Origin of the sequence: Coprobacter fastidiosus, assembly GCF_030296935.1 — a bacterium.
Lineage (GTDB): Bacteria > Bacteroidota > Bacteroidia > Bacteroidales > Coprobacteraceae > Coprobacter > Coprobacter fastidiosus.
Genome location: NZ_AP028032.1, coordinates 285440 through 305761, shown reverse-complemented (window position 1 = coordinate 305761; position 20322 = coordinate 285440). Strand labels below are relative to the sequence as shown.

Here is a 20322-nt window from a genome sequence, read left to right as displayed (position 1 = left end):
GTAAACTAATACTTCTTCAAAGAGTCTATTTTTATAAAAGGTGTTATTTAGAATCTAATTTATTCAGATTCTGGATGATCAACCGCGCTCTCTCAGCACTTTTAATCTCCTTCCGATGCCGGATATAATAGACCGGATCAAGACTGAAACCAACACTTTTCGCCCGTTTAGCTCCTGATAAATTCAACATTTGAGCTACATTATTTCTTGCTCTCAACATCAATGCGTTTTGCTCCTCATCTCCCTTATAATTCGCCATATGAATAAGTAATGCCCGCTTTATTGTCTGAGAAGGATTATTAGGTAAGGCAAACTTATACTCCGACAGTTTAAGATTCAACGGTTCTATATACGCCTCTATCGGCATCCCTACTAAAAGCGTGTCTGCAATTTGACGCTTTTGCAATACCGGGCTTTCAAGCGGAAGTGTAAATGTTTTTCCATCAAAAAGTAGTTTCGGAGTCTCTACGGGCGGTTCTTGCGCAAACATGTACGACGGATATAAAATCAGTCCGACAAAATACGACCAAACAAGTACCGCCTTCCGTGTCATAATAACATTGGGTAATTTTTATACAAATATATTTTATCATCCGGGGAAAAAGAGAAAATCATTTTTCATTAACCTACTTGAACAATAAGAAACAAAAAACACCTGTAAAAAAACATCTAAAGACAAAACTTCTTATCTTGAAGATAAATTTTATCTTTTCATAGAGAATTTTCGATATTCTATCTGTTGCGGATAGCAATTCTATCTTTAAAAAGCAGTATATTTGCGACAAATTTTAAATAAAAGAATGGACTTCGAATTACAATATACCGATCCTTGCAGTCGTGCCAGAGCGGGGAAAATAACTACAGATCACGGATGTATCAACACTCCTATATTTATGCCGGTAGGTACTGTCGCATCGGTGAAAGCCGTGCATCTGCATGAACTGAAAGAGGATATAAAAGCCCAAATTATATTAGGAAATACATACCATCTTTATTTAAGACCCGGTCTCGATACTTTGGAGAAAGCCGGAGGGCTGCATAAATTTAACGGTTGGGACAGACCTATTCTTACCGACAGCGGAGGATTTCAAGTTTTTTCTCTTTCAGAAAACCGGAAGTTAACTGAAGAAGGGGCACATTTCCGTTCTCATATAGATGGTTCGAAACACCTTTTTACACCTGAGAAAGTTGTAGATATTCAACGCATTATCGGCTCGGATATTATGATGGCTTTAGATGAGTGCCCTCCCGGACAATCAGACTACTCTTATGCAAAGAAATCTTTACAACTTACGCAACGCTGGTTAGAACGAGGATGGAAACATTTTTGCGAAACAGAGGGCAAATACGGATACAAACAAACATTTTTTCCGATCGTACAAGGATGTGTATATCCCGACTTGCGTAAAGATGCGGCAAAACATGTAGCTCAGTTAGAGGCTGACGGGAATGCCATCGGAGGTCTGGCTGTCGGAGAACCGACAGAAAAGATGTATGAAATGATCGATGTCGTAAACGAAATATTGCCGACCGATAAACCCCGTTATCTCATGGGTGTAGGAACTCCTGCAAATATTCTGGAAGGAATAGAACGCGGTATCGATATGTTCGACTGTGTAATGCCTACTCGCAACGGTCGCAACGGAATGTTATTTACAGCAAACGGGATCATGAACATGCGGAATAAAAAATGGGCGGACGATTTTTCACCTATCGATCCGGACGGCACATCCTATGTAGATCATCAATACTCGAAAGCTTACCTAAGGCATCTGTTTATCAGTAACGAAATTCTCGCCATGCAAATTGCATCGGTGCACAACCTCGCTTTTTATGTATGGCTTACTCAAGAAGCCCGAAAACATATTCTGAACGGTACTTTTAAAACTTGGAAAGACGAGATGATAATACGGGTTACACACCGGTTATAAACATTATCGCATGCTAAAAAAAATCGACATATATATTATCAAGAAATTTTTGGGGACTTATTTTTTCGCCATTGCTCTTATCATATCGATTGCGGTAGTCTTCGACATAAATGAAAAACTGGATTCGTTCCTCAACGCTCCGTTAAAAGCCATAGTCGTAGATTATTATTTGAATTTCATCCCCTATTTCGCCAACTTATTCAGTCCGCTATTCACTTTTATCGCCGTTATTTTCTTTACATCCAAGCTTGCCGATAATTCTGAAATCATCGCCATGTTATCCAGCGGTATAAGTTTCAGAAGATTGATGATTCCCTATATGATTTCGGCAGCGATTATCGCAGGTGTTACATTTTATCTTAACAGCTATGTAATCCCTCCTGCTAATGTCACCCGTATCGAGTTTCAAAACAAATATGTAAAAAACAAAAAAGTGGATTATGCCAGCAATATACAGTTACAAGTAGAACCCGGTGTAATCGCTTATATGAGTCGATACGATAATAATACGAAGACCGGCTATCGTTTCTCTTTAGAAAAGTTCGAAGGAAAAATTTTGAAATCGAGACTAACTGCTCAAACTGTTACTTATGATTCTGCATACCATTGGATTATAAAAGATTATATGATCCGAAATTTTAATGGAATGCGGGAAGAGCTAACTCGGGGTAGCCGCTTAGATTCTATCATCACCATAGAACCTTCAGATTTCCTCATATCCAGATATGACAGTGAATTAATGACGACCAGCGCACTGAAAACATACATCGACAGACAAAAAAAACGTGGTGTAGCCAATATCAAAGATTTTGAAATTGAATACGAGAAACGATTTGCAATGACGGCAGCCTCTTTTATCCTTACCGTAATCGGGATGTCCCTCTCTTCGAGAAAAGTCAAAGGAGGAATGGGTGTCAATATCGGTATCGGCCTGCTTTTAAGTTTTTCTTATATCCTTTTCAGTACCGTTTCGTCAACTTTTGCCGTATCCGGAGCAACATCTCCGCGTGTTGCCGTATGGTTACCCAATATCGTATATAGTATTATAGCTGTTTATCTTTATCGAAAAGCTCCGAAATAAATTACAGAGTATAAAAATGAACAACAAAGAAAATGAATTTATATTTCTTTGTTGTTCTAATAAAATATACGTACAAAGACTAACGTTTAACCAAGAAAATTTCACAAGTATCAAAATCTATTTCCCACCTATGATCCGGCAAAGAGTCCCATTGATACTTCTGAGCTTTCTCATCCCACCATGATTGAAACTTGGTTGCCGTTATACTCATATCTGCTACCAACTTATTATATAATGCCTCATTTTCCGCATCAAGAACTTTAAATAACTCATTAAGACCATTTTTTCTTTCAAATAATGTTCTAATCTCATCTCTTTCTTGCTCCGACACAGAACCTATTAACTTTCTTTCCATTTTCTATCTTTTTATTACATTATTCATTTTACTATATCTTGATAATAATCTAACGGGTCTAAATAATATAGTGGCGGTATATTTTTTATATGACTGAAAAAATGCTTGCTTTGCAGCTTCTGCAATAAAATACCAGACAAATTCCGTTCATGATGGCTCAATACACATTGTTGATGAGAAGGAGTATTGACTTCATGTGTCATCTTCTTATTCAAAAATACACATCTTCTACATTGATATGAGTCACAAATACGGCACAAAGCAGAATATTGTATTGTCAATAAATGACTATTAGGTATATTGATACCTGTATTTAAAGAACCGACTGCATGATCCTCATCTTCATAATAAAATGCCGGACAAACATAAAAACAACCATTCGGAGCTATCGTTAGATGTTTTATCCCCGCATCACAAGAATTTACGCTATCTAAAACCATCCTATCGGTTACCATATTAAACTCAAATGCATTGCCCGATACTAACAAATCGTATATAACATTTTTTAACGGCTCTATATCTATCCTGAACTGATTTAAAGCCGATTCCGTTGCCGATCCAACATTTTTAAAAAGAACATTCAACCTTCGAAAATAATGGTGATACTGATATATAAGCATTGGCAACTGCTTAGCTTCTTCAAGGTCCATTCTCAAAATAATATTATATTTCTTACCTTGAAGAGTGTCTAAATTTTGAAATTTTCCTAATTCGACAATTATAATATCATTTTCCGGATCTGGTAAACAAAACTTCAGAGTATCTATATCCAGCACTTTTATATGAGCAAAACCATCCAAAAGTTTTAGATGTTCCTCCGATATTCTGGCACTATACAAGACCGTTGCCGCATAGCCTCCCCTTTCACAAAAATTTATACTATCTTTCAATACGTCAATCGGCATCAATCCGGTCATTTTTGTTTTGCTATCGTAATAACAAAAAGACGGAGCAATATCGTCTGTAACAATAACGACAGATTCCAACTTACTATTTTCCATTTTCAATTCTGTCCAGTTTATTCCAAAAGTATTTATTAGCCCGGACACGAGCCTTATGCATTTTACAAATATAAGTAGCTCGCTGAAAAATTGTGTCCGAATCAGCAAAATCATAATTAGCTCCCTGACACCAAGCGCATCCATTGCTATCTTCGCAGTCCATACACTCCATACTACTTTGCGTCGATTTTCGTAATGTTTCAAACGGCCGTAACAGATTTTTATCAATACCCGTTTTACAATCCCCGATCTTTAATCCGGGTTTATTATTTAAAGAATAATCAATAAATCGAATACAAGGATAAAAACCGCCATCACATCCCACCGCAATCATTTTACCTGCACCACACCAGTTCGAATCGTTACCGTCTTTTATTACCGGTTCACTTAAACTCCGATCAAATAGAGAACAATAAAAATTATTATAATACTTATTTGCTATTATTTCGTCCGCAAGTTCGGTTAACTGCCTCTCAAAAATAAGATCATCGCCATCTTCCCAACAATTCTCAAAAATGGTATTCATATTCACATACTTTATACCGATACTCCATAAATGCAAAACACTATCTTTAACATACGGAAGATCATCATGAGAAATCGTAGCTTTTGTCGTTGCTTCAGGAAATTGCGCCAACCAAAGTTTCACATTCCTCAACACTTCTTCATAAGAACCTTCACCGTTCGGAAATATTCGCTGACTGTCATGTTTCTCTTTATTTCCATCTATAGATATACCTATACTCAGATGCTTGCTATTTTTCTCTATAAATTTTTGGACTTTGGGAGAACTATATAACAGTCCATTAGTCGATATACTTATTCGATAAGAATTGAACCAAGGATGATTCATTTCAAACATTCTAATTTTGATGTAATCACAGATACGATCGATCAGATCGATTTCCATAAGAGGCTCTCCCCCTATAAATTCCCATACGACACCCTCATTTCCAAACACCAACTGCGGCATATCAAGTATCATATCCACAGATTTAGCAGCAATGTCAAACGACATTTTCTTAATACTGTTTTTTCCTGTTATATAACAATACTTACAGCGCAATTGGCAATTCTCCGTTACGATAAAAGTTATATGTCGGGCATTACCTTTTATCCATTCACGTTGGCTTTCTTCCTGTACCATGCTGATTAATAAAAAGCACAATTAAGTGAACACTGAGTATCGCATCCCGAACGGCACGTATTATCACAACCGGTAGTGCAACTTTTTCCACAAGCACCACATCCTGCTATGCAACTATTCGCACATCCCGACCCGCAAGTAGAACATGTGCTGGATCTTGATGTCCCACTACAAGTGGCAGAACATCCACTACAGCCGCTGGAAGTAGAAGAACCTTTGCAACTTCCCGAACACTGAGTACTACAAGTCCCCGAGCAAGTACCACCGCAACTGCTGCTACATGCCCCCATACAACCCACACTACAAGCTTTACTACAAGCGTTAGAGCATCCTGAACTACAAGAACTGCTACATCCGGGAGGAAGTCCGCAACCAAATTGTTCTATACTGCTTTTTAATCCGGTATTAGAACAAGTATTACCACATGTTGCTGTACACGCATCAATACATCCACTCGTACAATTATTGCCGCATGTTGCCGTACAAATATTAGAACAGTCTCCTCCACAACCAGAAGAACAATCTCCGCTACAAGAAGAACTACATGAATTATTACAACCGAGATGACCTCCACCTCCTCCAGAACTTAAATCTTCTGTATCTTTTTCACAAGAAGTAAGTAATGAAGTTATTGATATAGAAGTAAGTATAGGTATAGAAAATAATGTTTTCTTAATAAACTGTCTTCTATCTAAAGAAGATTTCTCATCTATTTTATCATTTTCTATCTTCATAAAAAATAAATGAATTAAATTATCCTAATCGATCTGCCGGCAAAATTACAAAATAGAAGTCTGATACCCGATTACTATATGTACAATCTATATGCAATATTCGCAAAATTTATCTATATATGCAAGTAAATGGTAACAAACTTAATAAATAATATATATATCGCAAAATAGTATCAATCAATAAAAACAACGCACTACAATACTTTATAAAATCAATTTTTATCAAATCTAAAATTAATTCTTTCGCTATCTTACTTTACTTCAACAATAAGTATTATGCGACCTTTATAAATTTTCCAATAAGAAAGTATTATCTGATCACTTTTGTGTTTTCTTTCGTTGATTTTCAACCGACTATATCCCGGATTCTATCAAAAAAATATTAACAACAGTTATTTATTTTCAACCGCTCTTGGATCTTAGCACACCAGTTTTTACTTTTGCGTTTGACAATAGTGTAAAATAATATATAAAACACAAATGATTAAGGTTGGTATAGATATAGGCTCTACAACAGCCAAGATTGTCGTACTTGACGAGTATGACAAAATCATATTTTCCGCATACGAACGACATAACGCCAAAGTAAAAGATCTGCTTATATCGTTTATGAAAAATCTACAATCTCAAATCGGTGATGTAGAAGTAACGATTGATATTACTGGTTCGGTAGGCATGGGAGTATCAGAAAAATGTTCATTTCCATTCATACAAGAAGTAATAGCCGCAACTAAAGTCGTACAAAAAGACCATCCCGATGTAAAATCAATGATAGACATCGGAGGCGAAGATGCTAAAGTCGTATTCTTTAACGAAGGCAAAGCGACAGATTTGAGAATGAACGGTAATTGCGCCGGAGGAACAGGAGCTTTTATAGACCAAATGGCGATACTTCTCGGAATACCTACTGAAGAATTGAATCAACTGGCAATAAGGGCAAAGAACATTTATCCGATAGCTTCACGTTGTGGAGTATTCAGTAAAACCGATATACAAAATCTGATAGCAAAAAACGTGAACAAAGATGATATTGCCGCTTCTATATTTCATGCCGTAGCCGTACAGGTCGTTGTCACACTGGCTCATGGATGCGATATACAAACACCAGTCTTATTTTGTGGCGGACCTCTTACTTTTTTACCGGCACTGCGACAAGCATTTAAAGACTACCTTAAAATAACAGATGACGGCATTGTCATACCTCAAGACAGCCATCTAATTCCTGCGTTAGGAGCTGCCCTTTCTGCAGATAAAAATAAAGCGATCAAATTATCTTCACTAATTGAAAATATACAAAAAGGACTGAATAATACTGTTACGATCGCCAAAGGGTTAGAGCCGATATTTAAAGATGAAGAAGACTATAAATCTTGGAAATCAAGAATATCTTGTCACGAAATAAAAGAGACAACACTCACTCGTGGTAAAACCGAAGTAACTCTCGGGATAGACTCGGGCTCTACAACGACAAAAATCGTGGCACTGAATAATGATGGCGAGATAGTTTTTCATTATTATCATAACAATGACGGTAATCCGATCGCTACGGTACAGAACGGATTGAGATTGTTTCAAGATAAATGTAAAGAGGCTGAGGCAGAAATCGTCATAACCGGAAGTTGTTCAACGGGCTACGGTGAAGATCTGCTAAAAGCTTCATTTCTTCTCGATTACGGTATTATAGAAACTATTGCCCATTACATGGCTGCCCGGCATATTACAAACAAAGTATCCTTTATTCTCGATATCGGAGGGCAAGACATGAAAGCGATATTTATCAACGACGGTGTAATAAACCGTATGGAAATAAATGAGGCCTGTTCCTCAGGATGCGGCTCTTTCATAGAAACATTTTCAAAATCATTAGGGTATAGTATAGATGAATTTTCCCGTAAAGCCTGTGAAGCAACATTACCTTATGATCTCGGCACTCGCTGTACCGTTTTCATGAATTCTAAAGTAAAACAAGCTTTACGTGAAGGAGCCACGGTAAGTGACATAGCCGCCGGACTATCCTATTCGGTAGTTAAAAACTGCCTTTATAAAGTACTACGTTTAAAAAATACAGAAGAACTCGGCAAACATATTGTAGTGCAAGGCGGTACCATGAAAAACGACTCAGTAGTGCATGCTTTTGAGAAACTAACAGGACATGAAGTATTCCGTTGCAATCATCCCGAATTGATGGGAGCTATAGGTTGTGCCCTTTATGCCCGGCAAAAACAGGGTAATATAATATCTCTTGAAAAATTTATCGGCAGTTCTGATTATACTACACACCCACAGCAATGTCACGGATGTGAAAATCAATGTTTAGTCACAGTATACCGTTTTAACAACGGCAACCGTTATTTCTCCGGGAATCGTTGTGAAAAGGTATTTACAAATAAGGGTCAAAAAAACGAACACGGCATTAACGCATATACACGCAAGCTGGAGCTACTCTTCGACCGTAAAGTCAATATCGACTTTCCCATAACAACGATCGGGATGCCCCGTTGTCTTAATATGTATGAGGAATATCCTTTCTGGCATACGCTTTTTACACACTGCAATATCAATGTTATACTTTCTGACGCTTCTACGTTTGCCGACTATGAAGCAAGTGCAAAACAGGTTATGTCCGACAATATCTGCTTCCCGGCAAAACTGGTGCATAGTCACATCAAAAATCTAATCACTAAAAAAGTCGACCGTATTTTTATGCCTTTCGTTGTATATGAGAAACTCGACGGGGGACAAAACAGTTATAATTGTCCTATTGTGTCAGGATATACCGAAGTCATAAAAGGGGTACAACATGACAATATTCCGATAGATTCTCCAGCAATAACCTTTAAGAACAAGCAATTGCTCTTCAAACAGTGCACTGCGTATCTGGAGCAATTCGGCATAGCCCGCTCCACCATCAAAAAAGCTTTTGAAAAAGCAATAGCCGCATCGAATGAATATGAGGCGGAAATAACAAAATATAACAGGGATATATTGGAACAGAATAAAGACACGCAAAAGCTTACAGTTCTTCTTGCGGGCAGACCGTATCATACCGATCCGCTGATTCAACATAAGCTCTCGGATATGATCTCCGCAATGGGAGCAAATGTAATAACAGAAGACATTGTACGAGGCCTCGACATTGAAATAAACGACGTAAACTTCATTTCTCAATGGGCTTATACCAACCGTATCTTGAAAGCTGCCAAATGGGCGGCAAAACAGGATAAGCACATCCAATTCATGCAAATGACCTCTTTTGGATGCGGACCGGATGCTTTTTTGACTGACGAGACACACAATCTGCTAAGACGTCATGGAAAGACTCTGACTCTATTGAAAATCGATGATGTGAGCAATCTCGGTTCACTCAAATTACGTGTACGATCGGTAATAGAGAGTTTAAAGCTCTCAATGCAAAAAACACAGGAAAACGAGACGTTGCCATTTATGCAAACTCCCATATTCAGAAAAAAAGATAAATACCGAAAAATCATAGCTCCTTTTTTCACCCCTTTTATTTCTCCGCTAATACCTCCGCTCATGGGACTTGCCGGTTATGATGTCGATAATCTTCCTGTCAGTGATTCACAATCATGTGAATGGGGATTAAAATACGCTAATAACGAAGTATGTTATCCTGCTACACTTATTGTCGGAGATATAGTAAAAGCGTTCAAAACCGGGAAATACGACCCTCAAAATACGGCTGTTGCAATTACACAAACCGGGGGACAATGCAGGGCATCCAATTACATTTCTCTCATTAAAAAAGCTCTGACAGAATCCGGATTTAAAGATGTCCCGGTCATATCGATCACAGCCAATTCGGGTATAAACAATAACCAGCCCGGATTCAAAATCAATTGGATAAAAGTTTTCCCAATTGTTGTTACGTCATTACTATACAGCGACTGCCTGGCAAAATTTTACTATGCATCGGTTATTCGCGAAAAAGAAAAAGGAATGGCTGCTCTCCTACTCGACCATTACATGAATGCAGCGATAGAAGCTATCCGAAAAAACAGTGTAAATGAGATTTGGAATCTACTTTCATCTGCAGCTCAAGCTTTCAATAAAATTGTTTTAGAAAAAGACACGAACAAAGTAGGTATAGTAGGAGAAATTTATCTGAAATTCAATCCGTTTGCACAAAAGGACATTACATCATGGCTGACAGAGCAGGGTATAGAAGTAATTCCTCCGCTTCTGACAGACTTTTTTATGCAGAGTTTTGTAAATACAAAAGTCAATCAAAACAATAAACTTTCAAAAAAAATTCTGCCGGATATTGTTATTCATTGGATATACAATAGGGTAAAAAAACAAATAGATCGAGCAAATACCGTCAGTCGTCAATTTCGTTATTTCACTCCATTCGAAAGTATCTTCTCTAAAGCAGAAGAAGCCAGCAAAGTGATATCGCTTTGCGCTCAATTCGGAGAAGGATGGCTACTGCCCGGAGAGATTCTCTCAATGACCAAACAAGGAGTAAAACATGTTATAAGCCTACAACCTTTTGGCTGTATTGCCAACCATATCGTGGCAAAAGGGATGGAAAAACGAATAAAAGATTTATATCCAGAAATAAATTTTCTATCTTTAGATTTCGATAGTGGAGTCAGCGATGTCAATATAAAAAACCGAATACTCCTTTTTATTGATAATTTAAAAAATAACTATAATCATGACTGAAAATAAAAAGAGCGAAGATTTGGAAACAAAAATAATAGAAGCTGCCAAAGAGCTGTTTATTGAAAATGGTTTTGCGGAGACCAGCATGAGCGACATTGCGACAAAGGTAGGAATAAATCGACCCGGAGTGCATTACTACTTCCGGACAAAAGATAAAATGTTCCAAGCCGTGTTCGGATCGATTGTAAAATCTTTGATACCCAAAGTTCAGGATATAATATTACAACAAGACACACCGATCGGAGAACGTATAGGAAGAGTCGTAGATGCTTACTACGAAGTATTTAAAGCCAATCCTAATCTACCTATATTTATAATGAAAGAGATGCATCGCGATTTCGATTACTTTTCTAAAACTATAACTGAAATGCACTCTGTCCACTATTTCGATACTATAAGAAATGGATTACAAAATGAAATGAAAAAAGGAAAACTCAAAACAGTACCCATGCGCTTTCTGTTTCTCACATTTTATTCGTTATTGACAATGCCATTCTCAACAAAAAACATGTGCCAAAATATTCTACTCGAAGAAAATGAAACTTATGATGAAATGCTTGCGAAATGGAAACCATACATCATCACACATGTATGTAATCTTCTTTCAAATGAAAATCAGAACTGAAAAATATCACTATAAATATAGAAAGGGAAACAGATAAAAATCTGTTTCCCTTTTATAATAGCCTAGCCGGATTTATTATTTCCCGGCTAACGGAGCAGCTTGTGTATAAGTACGAGCACCGAGTTCCTTATCTAAAGTATAGATACCAAATCCATTGTCCTTAATCATTTTAAGACTGTCAATAATGCCTTGAGCCGTCTCTTCTTCTTCTACTTGTTCATCGATAAACCACTTTAACATACTTTGAGTCGCATAGTCTTTTTCCGCTGTAGCCAAAGCATACAAATCATTGATCATAGAAGTTACTTTCTGTTCATGAGCGAGAGTATCTTCAAAAGCAGACAAAGGAGTGTTCCATTCGGTCTTTACCTCGGCAATAGGAGCTAATGTTACTTTTCCCCCTCGAGAAAGAATGTATTTTGTAAAAATCAACGCATGATCTTGCTCTTCTTTAAACTGAGTTTCAAACCAATTCGCAAATCCGGGGTTTCCTTTTACTGCAAAATTAGTAGACATAGACAAATAAAGATATGCAGACCAAAACTCCGCATTTACTTGAGCATTTAAAGCTTCCTCAATCTTTTTACTTAACATGACTATTTAATTTTAATAAAATGAATAGAACTTTCAAAGATATACAAATCTTATCAAATGCAATAATGATTTATCATTTTTCTCAAATAAAAAACTTGTTTATCCAAACATATTTTATTCTCTCTTTCAATCGACTGAGATCTTTTCCATTTGTAAAGTAAGATCTGAACATAAATGTTCTTGCGCTCCCAACTTTCCGTTACGATCATAGCAATTACCTGACACAGAAAGATTTTTAACCGCAAAAGCTTCGACTCCATATCCGTTATTATAGCGGATTCTATTTTTTCGAATTTTGAGATTACTCGATCCCTTATATAAAAATTCCGACAAAATACCACAACCGTCATTTCCTTCTATCAAATTTTCAGAAATATTTATACCGGAACATTCGGACAATAAAACTCCATGCCATGCATTCCGGGCTATTTCACAATCTTTCAAATCTAATGAACGGCAATGATCCAACACAACACCTGCTCCATGTAAAGAGGTATCGAAACGACTATCCCGCACAACTCCACCATCAACACGCTGCAACAATAAATTATGTTGAAGTCTCGGCCCCGGTACGACAAATGTCCCATTCTCAGTAAAATCGCAAGCTTCTATTTTTACATTTTTTGCACCTGAAATATATACTCCTGTACGAGAAAAATTAATTACAGAAAGATTTCTCAAGGTTATCCCGGAAAGTGAATAATTTTTTTCACTACGGAAAGATATTCCGGCCAAATTATTTGCATAACGTCTTTGTCTTTCAAAGCGTCCGGCATTGGGATCAAAACCAGCAGCATGTTCCCGAGCACCTTCTATTATCAAATTTTCAATAACGACATCACTCATGTCTGGCGTGGCAGCCATAATTGCAGCAGTTCGTACAGACGGTGTAAACATAAGAACTGTTTTTGTACCTTCTCCGATCAAATGCGTCCCCGAATGGATTTTCAGAGTTTTATTCATCGTGTACTCTCCGGCTTTCAAAAAAATTGTACGCTTGTGTCCCGCCTCATTATCCAATATTTGCTGTAACGAATCTCCAGGCGATACGACAATCGCACCTTCCGGTATTTTAAAATCCGATACTCTTAACGCTCCTGCAGGATAAGCAATCTTACTGCAAATCAAAGGTCTCTGCTCGGGCGTTTTTCCCTGAAAAGCCGCACGGAAAGCTGTAAGCAATATCAACGAAGACTTATCCCGAACTTTATCACATATAGAACGAGTATATGGCATGTCTATTCCCTGGGCTTTATAGTGTTGATAGACATACTCTATCCCGTAATCATTGCGTAAATCCTTATCACGATGAGAAGGTTCTCCGTAAGAGAAAATATCTTCTCCTAAAAGAAAACGAGAAGTATATTCATAACCTAATGCCAAACGGTTATCACCGGCAGAAAAAAGATCAACGCCTTGTGTATAGGCAATTCGGGCTGCTCCGGCAAATTCACCAAGCCCCATTTGTACATGTCCCTGATCCCGGGTAGTTTCTTGACATTGTCCATTCGGAAAAATATATTTAATCAAACTGCCGTTTGCCTTTCCATGCAAATAATGATAAACTGCATTATCAAAAAGCGGCCGATCATTGGTAAAAATAGCGATCGACAATAAAGTATGCATAATCGCTCCATCCCAATTTCCGTTTGCCTGAGGGAAATAGAATCTCAATAACGGATAATACACGCTCATAATCATTTCTGTAAAAGCCGCTGTGTGATTTTCAGTCCAACCCGGATAAGTATATCTTAAAATTTCAGCGGCATTGCAAAATTTATATCCGGAAAGAGCAACCAGCAACTTAGCGTTGTTTTCGTCCAGACTACGCAATGATTCAGACCACTTTCCTATAATTTCGATCGCTTTTTCTGCATAGGCTTTATCTTCTGTAATATACCACAAAACAGCACAATTATAAGCCATTACCGCACCTTTAGAAAGATCCGATCCGCCAATATCAGGTTTTCCGTACGGTCCACTGATAACATGCGCATAAGTCTTAACTTCGAAAGAAAGAGGTGTTTCCGCCTTTAGACGCTCAAAAGCTCCCCGCCAAGGCTGTTCTCCCGCCAATGTTTTATTCTTCATCAACTCAAGATCTTCCCGGCACATATCAATACCGGGATGGATAAAGGTCTGTGCCGACAAGCCGACAAAAACGAATACGGTAATCAAAAACACTACCGCAAATTTAAGATGTGTTCTCATAATATAAAATAATTAGTGTGTGTATAATTCTTTATTCTGAAAAAGATCCGGCCAACTTCTCAAAAGTTTTCCAAAGATTATTATCCGGAACCGGGGCAGTTATATCGATTTCTACCTTGGATACCGGATGAATAAATTTAATATGACGGGCATGCAGGCTAATGCCTCCGTCCGGATTAGATCGCTCAGCTCCATACTTCAAATCACCCTTTATAGGACACCCGATCTTAGACAATTGGCATCGAATTTGATGATGTCTTCCTGTTTTCAAATCTATTTCCAATAAATAATATTTATCACTATGAGCAACTATCCGATACGCAAGAACGGCTTCTTTAGCATTAGGTTTCATTCTGTCCCATGCAATCGACTTGTTTATTTTCTCATTCCTCACAATATAATGAGTAATCTCATCCGAGTCTTTCGGCGGACGATTTTTTACGATCGCCCAATATTTTTTTTTCACCTCGTTATTGCGAAACATCTCATTCATCCGTGTCAGAGCTTTGCTTGTTTTAGCAAAAATCACCAATCCGCTCACCGGACGGTCGAGCCGATGGGTTACCCCGACAAATACATTTCCGGGTTTACCGTACTTCTCTTTCAGCCATAACTTCAATATTTCAGATAGAGGAGTATCTCCGGTTTTATCACCCTGTACGATCTCCGATGTCGTTTTATTTACGATAATCAAATGATTATCTTCATACAATACCGTCATAAAATATACATTAGATATGAAACAAAGATAGGGATAAAAAAACAGAAGGTAAAAGAATCGTAATGATTCTTTTACCTTCTGAATATATGTTATAAAATATTCTTTACATATTCATACCGCCACAACAGTGAATAACTTGCCCGGTAACATATGAAGAAAGGTCGGAAGCAAGGAAAGTACATACGTTAGCAACATCTTCGGGTGTACCGCCACGACGTAATGGAATTTGTTTTGCCCAAGCTTCTTTCACTTCATCAGATAATGCACCTGTCATATCGGTAATAATAAATCCCGGAGCGATACAATTGGCACGAATACCGCGAGAACCAAGCTCTTTTGCAATAGATTTAGCCAGACCTATCATACCGGCTTTCGATGCTGAATAATTACATTGTCCGGCATTACCCGATACACCGACAACAGAAGACATGTTTATGATACTCCCGCTCTTTTGTTTCATCATAACAGGAGAAACTGCGTGTATAAAATTAAATGCAGATTTCAAGTTCACATTGATTACCATATCCCATTGGGCTTCTGACATACGCATCATCAGACCGTCCCGAGTGATTCCTGCATTATTTACCAAAATGTCGATGCGTCCAAAATCTTTTACAATCTCAGTAACAACGTTATGTGTATCTTCAAAATTCGCTGCATTCGAAGCATACCCTTTTACTTTTACACCTAAAGCTGCTATTTCAGCTTCTGTAGCTTTTGCATTATCATCAATGGCCAAATCGGTAAACGCAATATCCGCACCTTCATTTGCAAATTTGATGGCAATCGCTTTGCCTATTCCACGAGCCGCACCTGTAATAACGGCAACTTTTCCTTGCAATAATTTCATAAGTTATCTTATTAAATAGATTAAAATCAAAATTTCACTAAAAATCCGCCACTTGAATAACCTCCACCAAAAACAGTGACAGCGACCTTATCTCCTTTTTTCATTTCATGGATATGCTGCGCCAAAACCAGCATGGCACTTGCCGAACCTGTATTTCCCAACTCCCGAATATTATTCAGAAAACGGTCTTCTCCGAGCTTCAACTGATGAGCGACATTCGCTACGATACGCATATTTGCCTGATGACATATAATATAATTCAAATCGTCAATCGACATCTGGTTATCCGAAGTCAAATGTTCAAGAACTTCAACCATATATTTACACGCATGCATGAACACATCTCGACCTTCAGGCATTGTAATTCCATCTTCTTTCGGTTTCAAATGCACAGCATCCGGGCCTTTACCGATATGCCCCAAACCTCGAGTATAAATACTGGTTATCTCCGCTTCGCCTTCTTTCTGCAAATCTTTAGAAACAAAAAGAGCGACTGCGGCATCACCCCATAAATGTCCGCATTTGGGATCACTTTCATTGCTATAATAAGTATTATGCTCTGAACAAACAACCAAAGCTTTGGTTGCTTTTCCCATGGCAAAATAGCCCTCAACAACCTCAAGTGCATTACTGAATGAAGAACAAGCCGATGATATATACAAAGCTTTTGCCTTTTCTATCTTAAATTCGCGTTGGGCAACATGAGCCAAAGTAGCCACCGTATCACGAGGAGAATAACATGCGGAAACAATCAAATCAACATCTTTTATGTCGTACGGCAAATGTGGTATGGCAACCCGTATCGCTTCTAACCCCATTGTATCTGAATTTTCTCCTTCTCCGGCCTTAGATCGCGTATTTATACCCGTTCGCTGTAATATCCAGTCACTGGTTAACCCATTAATTTCAAAAAAATGGTCGTTAGACACTCTTTCTGTAGGGATATAATACCCGGTCGCATTAATATACATACAATTTTAAATTAGTAATTTATTAATTTTGTTGCTTTATTTCTTGATTCCATACAACACAAGATCTGCTATATATTCTTTTACCCGAAGCCTTTCCAACCCCATCTCGGTAAAATTATCCCGTATATAAGGCACATCTAAACCTTTTAGAGCATAATGCAATATCGTCGCTGTTGCAGAAACGCTGGTAATTCTAAAATCTCCTCTATCGACACCCTCCTTCAAAATTCCCTTTAGCAACACAACTTCGTGCATATCGATATTCTTACGAGCTTGCTCTACTTTCCAAATATCCCTGAAAAACTCTGCTTTTAAAGTGCCATTACGCAAAACGGTCTCTTTAACCGCCTCAAGTCTGGTAAGAATATAATTAGTAAGTTTTTCTTCAGGAGGGAGATCTTTATTAGCTATATCTTTAAGCCGTTGCAATAAATGTGCAAGTTCCGATTCTACTACTGCCCAATAAATCTCGTTTTTATTTTTGAAATACGTATAGAGAGTCCGTCTTCCTTTACGAGATGCAATGGCAATGTCATTCATCGTAGTATTTTCCAACCCCGACTTAGCAAATAATTGACGTGCTACATCGACCAGCATCTCACGAGTTTTAGACATATAAATGTTTTTTACTTTTGCACACTTAATTAAAAACTGTGCAAAAGTAACTATTTTATCTTAACCTCAAAACTTATCATATACATTTTATCATATTATATGAATAAAATACCATAAATAGCGAGTTTTACACCATAAAAATGTAATTATTTATTCATATTAGAACAACACAGAAAAGAGAAACATATATATCTATTTTAGAATCCATTTAAAATAAAGATATTGCAGTTATAAAATCTATAAATTTTCCTATATTAAAACGGAAAATAATTGGATTTTTCATAAAAAACACATAAAAGAAGCCATGTCAATATTTTGACACAGCTTCTTTTTGCGCAGATTAATTTGTAAAGGAAAACTTAACTTATCACTGTTTGATAAATTTCAATGTTGAAGTATATGTATCATCTGTAATCCGGATATAATATAGTCCGGTAGCCAGATCACCTACATAAATTTGTTCAGATGCTGAAACAGAACGAACAAGAACTCCGTTTAACGTATAAATATCAGCTTTTTTATATTCATCACCTTTGATGCGAATATAATTTAATGCCGGATTAGGATATACACTCCAAGAAACTGCTTTCTCACTTTCCGATATTGCAGACGGCACTGAAGCCTGAGGATTTACCGACAAACCATCTAAACAAAAATAAGTCGGAGTATTCATCCCATAATCTCCATTATCTGAAGACGACAAAGAAAACTCTATCGAAGAAACCTCTCCCAAAGAAGACAAATCCATCCAACTCCAGTCTGTGACGATATAATCGTCACAACTATAATCTGAACGATAATCAGCCAAATAAAAATCGACACTTCCGGTCTCGGTATCACCATTCTTTCCAACAGCCGTCAATTTTAAGAAATCTGGATCTGTCCCGTTTTCTCCACCAAACTTTTTCCCATAAGAATCACCATATTTCATCGAAATATAATTTATGGCAGCATTCGTCACATACACACCGTTTACTTTATGAGACATTCCGTCTGCAAAAGATATAATACTTTGATCACTATATGAGTCCCAATATCCGAAAATATATGGGGTATTATCCCCGTTTACGCCTGCTCCGGTCACTGCAGCGTAAGTATTCTGCGGCAAATATTCCCACGAACTTACGACATCTGTATTTACACTGCCATCCGGGTTGTATAAATCCGAAGGTTCATTCAGATCGGGTTGCTGTTTACTGCAAACAAAACCGTCCCAAGAGAAAGAACCCCCACCCCAATCCGTTGCCGAATGTGAAAAACGGAACAAATCATTAAAATCAAAGAATTTCGTTTCTGTATCGAAAATAAAATCCGAAACCTTTGTCGATTCATCTAAAACTGCTTCGGATAAATCCAAAACAACAGATTTGTCTTCAGATACTTGAGCATCGGGATGAAGATCTATGACAGACTTAAATTCTGTCGATGTCTCTCCTACAGCTCCGACACATTGATTCAAAGCAGTATATACTTTCACAAAATCGATATGTGTCAAACGAACAGGATTTCCGTATTTATCGACAGCCCAATCTATTTTCATCCCAATTTTCTCATCTGACTCATTGGCACTCCAATTATCGGCATACCCCCAATCATAAGCCGGAAATTGCCATATATTGCCGGACTGTACAGCATTTGAAGGTAATAAAGAACCCGAAAATGTCAACTCATCCGATTCGATCCACATCGGATAATAAGACTGCTGTTTATGGAAAGTATTACGTAATACATAACCTGTATTTCCCAAATTATCTTTCCACATTACATCCGCAATATTATTATTTTCCGTTTCTGTACGAAATGAAGCCGGATTATTTATATAATTTTCATCAGGAGTTTCTCCTTTCCGTATTTCTATATCGTATTGAGGTCTGTAATAAGTTATTTTATAATTATGAACTGTCTTGGGGTTATTATATTCCGAACCGGCCAATTCATACCACTCATCATCAGGAAGACCATTTCCATTCTTATCTTGAGATACCATAATAATTCCACACTCGGCATTATTTACATACGCATTTCCTGCTGTCTTAAAATCATACTCACCGGGAACATTCACAATCGGTTTATCAAAACCGACAACCACATAACCTCCATAAGCCCCTAAACCGATAAACGAACTACCGGCTTTCATTGTCGATTCTGCCTTTGCCCGAATCGATTCATCCGTATCTCCTGCTTCATATTTAGGCAAAGATGCATTCACGAATTGCCCGGGTGCAGGCACATATTCCAATACTTTAGTCACTGATGTCGTTTGCCCCGCCACATTTAACGAAACTGACAATAAACTGCAACAAAGCAATACTCGGGACTTTCTCACCCCCTGCAAAACAAAATCTTTTTCACAATTAAAACGTAAAAATTTCTGCATACTGATATATTTATTTGATTCTAACCAAAATCAAATAGCCAACTAAAAATAAGGGAGTGAACATTATATGGTAAAATACCGCGCAATAATACTCAAAAGCTTATTCCTCGAAAGCTATTGAAATGAATCTGCCTGGCAGGTCTTCTGACTTACTCCTGTTTTGAACGCCTTCCCATTTATATATAATAAACAGTGGCAAAGTATTTTGTCAAAACATTTTACAGAGCTTACAGCAGCGGGACTGTTCAGGATTCTCACCTGATTCCCTTTTAATCATGTCTCTGAACAGAAACTATGAACCGAAGCGCAGCAAAGATAATACTTTTATTACAAAATTATTTTAGAGCCTATCTAAATTTTATGGAAATATTTTTTCTGCTTATTCTGTCTGTAAAAAATTCATATCTTAAATAGAACTTT

At 37.4% G+C, this 20322-nt stretch carries 16 protein-coding genes and 1 riboswitch; of the genes, 4 read left to right on the top strand and 12 right to left on the bottom strand.

Translation table 11 applies throughout. The features are described from left to right. Positions 1–43 precede the first annotated feature (43 nt). On the bottom strand, positions 44–553 hold the full coding sequence (locus QUE35_RS01180; protein ID WP_009316812.1) for a hypothetical protein: 510 nt from the start codon (positions 551–553) through the stop codon (positions 44–46). 247 nt (positions 554–800) lie between these two features. On the opposite strand from QUE35_RS01180, the gene tgt reads away from it, so the two are divergent. Further along, positions 801–1931, top strand: a complete 1131-nt coding sequence (tgt, locus tag QUE35_RS01175) for a tRNA guanosine(34) transglycosylase Tgt (protein ID WP_022599444.1) — start codon at positions 801–803, stop codon at positions 1929–1931. 10 nt (positions 1932–1941) lie between these two features. Then, positions 1942–3012: an LptF/LptG family permease gene (locus QUE35_RS01170; RefSeq protein WP_009316810.1), complete on the top strand. Its 1071-nt coding sequence runs from the start codon at positions 1942–1944 to the stop codon at positions 3010–3012. Between the two features lie 79 nt (positions 3013–3091). Here QUE35_RS01170 and QUE35_RS01165 read toward each other — a convergent pair whose 3' ends face one another. The 4 genes from QUE35_RS01165 to QUE35_RS01150 are packed head-to-tail and all read right to left on the bottom strand — an operon-like array spanning position 3092 to position 6249. Further along, positions 3092–3367, bottom strand: coding sequence for a CXXX repeat peptide modification system protein (locus QUE35_RS01165; RefSeq protein ID WP_009316809.1), 276 nt, complete (start codon positions 3365–3367; stop codon positions 3092–3094). Between the two features lie 23 nt (positions 3368–3390). Further along, positions 3391–4368 carry a CXXX repeat peptide maturase gene (locus QUE35_RS01160; protein ID WP_022599445.1) on the bottom strand — a complete coding sequence of 326 codons (978 nt, stop codon included), beginning with the start codon at positions 4366–4368 and terminating at the stop codon, positions 3391–3393. Further along, the gene (locus QUE35_RS01155) at positions 4358–5515 is read right to left on the bottom strand and encodes a radical SAM peptide maturase, CXXX-repeat target family (RefSeq protein WP_009316807.1); all 1158 of its coding nucleotides are present in this window, start codon (positions 5513–5515) and stop codon (positions 4358–4360) included. The genes QUE35_RS01160 and QUE35_RS01155 overlap by 11 nt, the downstream gene beginning before the upstream one ends. Before the next feature lie 5 nt (positions 5516–5520). Then, positions 5521–6249, bottom strand: coding sequence for a hypothetical protein (locus QUE35_RS01150; RefSeq protein ID WP_009316806.1), 729 nt, complete (start codon positions 6247–6249; stop codon positions 5521–5523). Positions 6250–6729: 480 nt separating this feature from the next. Between QUE35_RS01150 and QUE35_RS01145 the strand changes: the two genes are divergently transcribed. Then, positions 6730–10938 (top strand): acyl-CoA dehydratase activase, encoded by a 4209-nt coding sequence (locus QUE35_RS01145; RefSeq protein WP_022599449.1) that lies wholly within the window; start codon positions 6730–6732, stop codon positions 10936–10938. Continuing rightward, positions 10931–11563, top strand: coding sequence for a TetR/AcrR family transcriptional regulator (locus QUE35_RS01140; protein ID WP_009316804.1), 633 nt, complete (start codon positions 10931–10933; stop codon positions 11561–11563). Before QUE35_RS01145 ends, QUE35_RS01140 begins: the two co-directional genes overlap by 8 nt. 75 nt (positions 11564–11638) lie before the next feature. Here QUE35_RS01140 and QUE35_RS01135 read toward each other — a convergent pair whose 3' ends face one another. The 7 genes from QUE35_RS01135 to QUE35_RS01105 all read right to left on the bottom strand — a co-directional run bounded on the left by QUE35_RS01135 (position 11639) and on the right by QUE35_RS01105 (position 19902). Continuing rightward, the gene (locus tag QUE35_RS01135) at positions 11639–12157 is read right to left on the bottom strand and encodes a ferritin (RefSeq protein WP_022599451.1); all 519 of its coding nucleotides are present in this window, start codon (positions 12155–12157) and stop codon (positions 11639–11641) included. 126 nt (positions 12158–12283) lie between these two features. Continuing rightward, positions 12284–14368, bottom strand: a complete 2085-nt coding sequence (locus QUE35_RS01130) for a right-handed parallel beta-helix repeat-containing protein (protein WP_022599454.1) — start codon at positions 14366–14368, stop codon at positions 12284–12286. Between the two features lie 31 nt (positions 14369–14399). Next, positions 14400–15089 (bottom strand): RluA family pseudouridine synthase, encoded by a 690-nt coding sequence (locus QUE35_RS01125; protein ID WP_022599456.1) that lies wholly within the window; start codon positions 15087–15089, stop codon positions 14400–14402. A gap of 103 nt (positions 15090–15192) precedes the next feature. Continuing rightward, positions 15193–15939 carry a 3-oxoacyl-[acyl-carrier-protein] reductase gene (gene fabG / locus QUE35_RS01120; protein WP_022390653.1) on the bottom strand — a complete coding sequence of 249 codons (747 nt, stop codon included), beginning with the start codon at positions 15937–15939 and terminating at the stop codon, positions 15193–15195. Positions 15940–15965: 26 nt separating this feature from the next. Continuing rightward, the gene (locus QUE35_RS01115) at positions 15966–16910 is read right to left on the bottom strand and encodes a 3-oxoacyl-ACP synthase III family protein (RefSeq protein ID WP_022390654.1); all 945 of its coding nucleotides are present in this window, start codon (positions 16908–16910) and stop codon (positions 15966–15968) included. Positions 16911–16946: 36 nt separating this feature from the next. Then, the gene (locus QUE35_RS01110; protein ID WP_031258025.1) at positions 16947–17531 is read right to left on the bottom strand and encodes a TetR/AcrR family transcriptional regulator; all 585 of its coding nucleotides are present in this window, start codon (positions 17529–17531) and stop codon (positions 16947–16949) included. 361 nt (positions 17532–17892) lie between these two features. Continuing rightward, positions 17893–19902, bottom strand: coding sequence for a DUF4465 domain-containing protein (locus tag QUE35_RS01105; protein ID WP_022599460.1), 2010 nt, complete (start codon positions 19900–19902; stop codon positions 17893–17895). A 117-nt stretch (positions 19903–20019) separates the two neighbouring features. Beyond that, a riboswitch (cobalamin riboswitch) is annotated at positions 20020–20222 on the bottom strand. Between the last annotated feature and the right edge of the window lie 100 nt (positions 20223–20322).